Here is a 3,020-nt window from a genome sequence, read left to right as displayed (position 1 = left end):
GTGGGGTCAGAAGCGGGCGGGGTCGGGTGTACCCTCGCGCGAGGGCACGCTCCCGTCGGTCCAGTTGCGCTTCGTGGTGAAGTAGCGCGCCGTCTCGTCCACCTCGCCGTACCCGACGCGGTTGGCGTGGAGGAAGCGGCCGAGCACCTCCTGGGCGGTGACGATGATCGCCTGCGGATCGGACAGGGCCCGCAGGCGGTCGCTCAGGTCGAGAACGAGCCGGTTCCGGCGCTCGCCGAGGACCCGGTCGGTGGTCTCGTGGCCCTGATTGAAGATGCCGATCACCGACCCGTCCTCGCCGCGGATCGGGGTGAAGCTGTAGTTCCAGTAGGTCTCCCGCCGGACGCCGTGGCGCACCATCGGCAGCATCTGGTCGTAGGTCGAAAAACCCGCGCCGGTCTCCATCACCCGCGCGAATTGCGGTCCGACGACGTCCCAGATGTCGGCCCACACCTCGCTGCCGGGACGGCCGAGCGCCCAAGGGTGGCGCTCGCCCGGGATCGGCGCCCAGGCATCGTTGTAGAGGAGGCGCAGCTCGGCCCCCCAGTAGATCGCGGTCGGGAAGCTCGAATGAAGGCAGATCGAGAGCGCGGAGCGCAGCGATTGCGGCCATGTTTCGGGCGCCCCGAGCGGGGTCGCGGCCCAGTCGTGGGCGCGGATCAGCGCACCGAGATCGCCGCCGCCTTCGAGAAAGCCGAGATGGGCCTGCACGCCTGCCTCAAGGTCAGCGGCCGTCGCGCGCGCCGCGCGTCCGGGTGGGGCCGGCCGGCCCGGCCGCGCGGCGGCGCGAGGCGCCGGAGGAGGTGGGGCGGAGATGGCAGGTCCTGTCGCGCGGCATGCCCGTGCGCTCCCATGGGGGCCGGAGCTTGTCAAACAGAGAGTTCGGCCGCTGCGAAACGGTCGCAGAGGTTCCGCGCGGGTTCCGCGCGAAGACCGCTCGCCGCGCGATGCAGGAGGAAAGCGGCGCTGCGCAACGTCGCGGCCGCCCGCGTCACTCCGAACTCTGCGCCAGAGCCTGAGCCAGGACCTTGTCGACGCGCCGTCCATCCATGTCGACGACCTCGAAGCGCCAGCCGCCGATCTCGACCACCTCGCCGGTGCGCGGCAGGCGCCGCAGCGCGTCGATCACGAGGCCGGCCACCGTCTCGTACTCGCGCCGCGCGGGCAGCCTCACCCGCAACTGGTCGGCCATCTCGTCCACCGGCATGCTTCCGGCCAGGAGCCAGGAGCCGTCCTCGCGGCGAACGGCCTCGGGATCCGGATCGTGCGCGTCCGCCCGGAAGGCGCCCGCGATGGCGTCGAGGATGTCGGCCGGGGTGATGATGCCGTCGAAATGGCCGTACTCGTCGTGCACCAGCGCGAACGGCACCGGCGCTCCTCGCAGGGCCGCCAGCGCGTCGAGCGCGCTCAGCCGGTCCGGCACCACCGGTGCGTGGCGGATATGCGCCCGTAGCGAGAGGGGCTGCCCACGCAGCAGGTCCGGCAGCAGGTCGCGGACCTGGACCACGCCGAGGATCTCGTCCTGCCCGCGCTGACCGACCGGGAGGCGGGCGTGCGTGGTGGTCAGCAGGGTCTCGCGGATCGCCTCGTCCGTGTCGTCGAGGTCGAGCCACGCCACGTCGGTGCGGGGCGTCATCACCCCGCGCACGCTCCGGTCGCCCAGGCGCAGCACGCCGCCGATCAGGGCGCGCTCGTGGGTCTCGATGATCCCCGCCGTCTCGGCCTCCGCCACCACCGCGCGGATCTCTTCGTCGGTGATCGCGGCGGACGCCTCCGTGCTGCCGCCGACCAGCCGGAAGAGCGCTCGGGTCGAGGCGTCGAGCAGCCAGACCACTGGGCCGGCCACGCGCGAGACCACCGTCATCGCCGGGGCGACCAGGCAGGCGATGCGCTCCGGGTTGCGCAGCGCGAGGGTCTTGGGAACCAGTTCGCCGACGACCACCGACAGGTAGGTGATCACGCCGATCACCACGCCGTAGCCGAGGGGCTCGGCGAGCCCCGGGGAGAGACCCCAGGCGCCCAGGAAGCCGGTGAGGCGCTCGCCGAGCGCGGCCCCCGAGAAGGCGCCTGCGAGCACGCCGATGAGCGTGATCCCGATCTGCACCGTCGACAGGAAGCGGCCGGGATCCTCCGCCAGGGCGAGCGCCGCCCGGGCGCCGGCCCGGCGCTGCTCCGCCAGGACCTGAAGCCGCGGCCGGCGTGCCGAGACCACCGCGAGTTCGGAGAGTGAGAAGACGCCGTTGAGGAGGATCAGGACCAGCGCGACGGCGAGTTCGAACACCGATGGGTGGCCTCTGTGCGGGACGCCGCACCTTGATCGGAGGTCACCCCCGGGGTCAATCGCCCGCCCCGCGGTGATCCGTACCACCCAGGCGACGGCGCCTCGTCGCCGATCGGGCAGCCCGAGCACCCCACCGGCCGTGCCGAGATCTTTCACGATCACGGATGGCGCATCCGGCGACCTGCCACGCACTCGCGGCGGTCCGCCAAGTGGAGGCCCATCCGCTGCCTGGTGCTCGGGCCGCGACCGGTTCAGGCTCGGTTCAGAAGCCTGGCCGTTTACTGTGACGACGAACTCGCAAGGAATGGCAAACGTGAAGAAGTTGGCTCTCTCGGCCCTCGCGGCGACCGTCGCCGGATCGCTGCTCGTCGCCTCGGCGGCCGAGGCCCGGCCCGGCTATCGCGGCTACCATGGCGGCTATCACGGCGGCTACGGCCACCGGGGCTATCGCGGCTACGGCTACCGCCGCGGCCCCAATGTCGGCGGCGCGCTCGCGGCGGGCGCGGCCCTCGGCATCATCGGCGGCGCGATCGCGGCCTCGCAGGCTCCGCGCTACTACTATCCGGCCCCGGCCTACGGCTATTACGGCCCCGGTCCGTCCTATTACGGCTACTGAACCGCCGGATCCGCGAACGATCGAAGAGGGTGCCTGCGGGCACCCTTTTTCTTGTCCGTCGACGACGTCCTGGCCGGGGACGAGGTGGGCAGGGCCATCCTGCCGCGGCTCAGGCTCCGGCCT

The 3,020-nt window shown here is 72.3% G+C and carries 3 protein-coding genes; 1 reads left to right on the top strand and 2 read right to left on the bottom strand.

Annotated features, from left to right (window positions below):
* Positions 1–6: 6 nt before the first annotated feature.
* Together ACKUB9_RS27535 and ACKUB9_RS27530 are read right to left on the bottom strand one after the other, a co-directional pair.
* On the bottom strand, positions 7–711 hold the full coding sequence (locus tag ACKUB9_RS27535; RefSeq protein ID WP_410825958.1) for a PAS domain-containing protein: 705 nt from the start codon (positions 709–711) through the stop codon (positions 7–9).
* 280 nt (positions 712–991) lie between these two features.
* Positions 992–2,281 carry a hemolysin family protein gene (locus tag ACKUB9_RS27530; RefSeq protein ID WP_407529182.1) on the bottom strand — a complete coding sequence of 430 codons (1,290 nt, stop codon included), beginning with the start codon at positions 2,279–2,281 and terminating at the stop codon, positions 992–994.
* 304 nt (positions 2,282–2,585) lie between these two features.
* Here ACKUB9_RS27530 and ACKUB9_RS27525 point away from each other — a divergent pair, with 304 nt between their 5' ends.
* Positions 2,586–2,897 (top strand): hypothetical protein, encoded by a 312-nt coding sequence (locus ACKUB9_RS27525; protein WP_407529181.1) that lies wholly within the window; start codon positions 2,586–2,588, stop codon positions 2,895–2,897.
* The last annotated feature ends 123 nt before the right edge of the window (positions 2,898–3,020 follow it).

It is taken from the genome of Methylobacterium oryzisoli (genome assembly GCF_046557895.1).
Lineage (GTDB): Bacteria > Pseudomonadota > Alphaproteobacteria > Rhizobiales > Beijerinckiaceae > Methylobacterium > Methylobacterium oryzisoli.
This window is presented reverse-complemented; position numbering and strand designations above follow the sequence as displayed.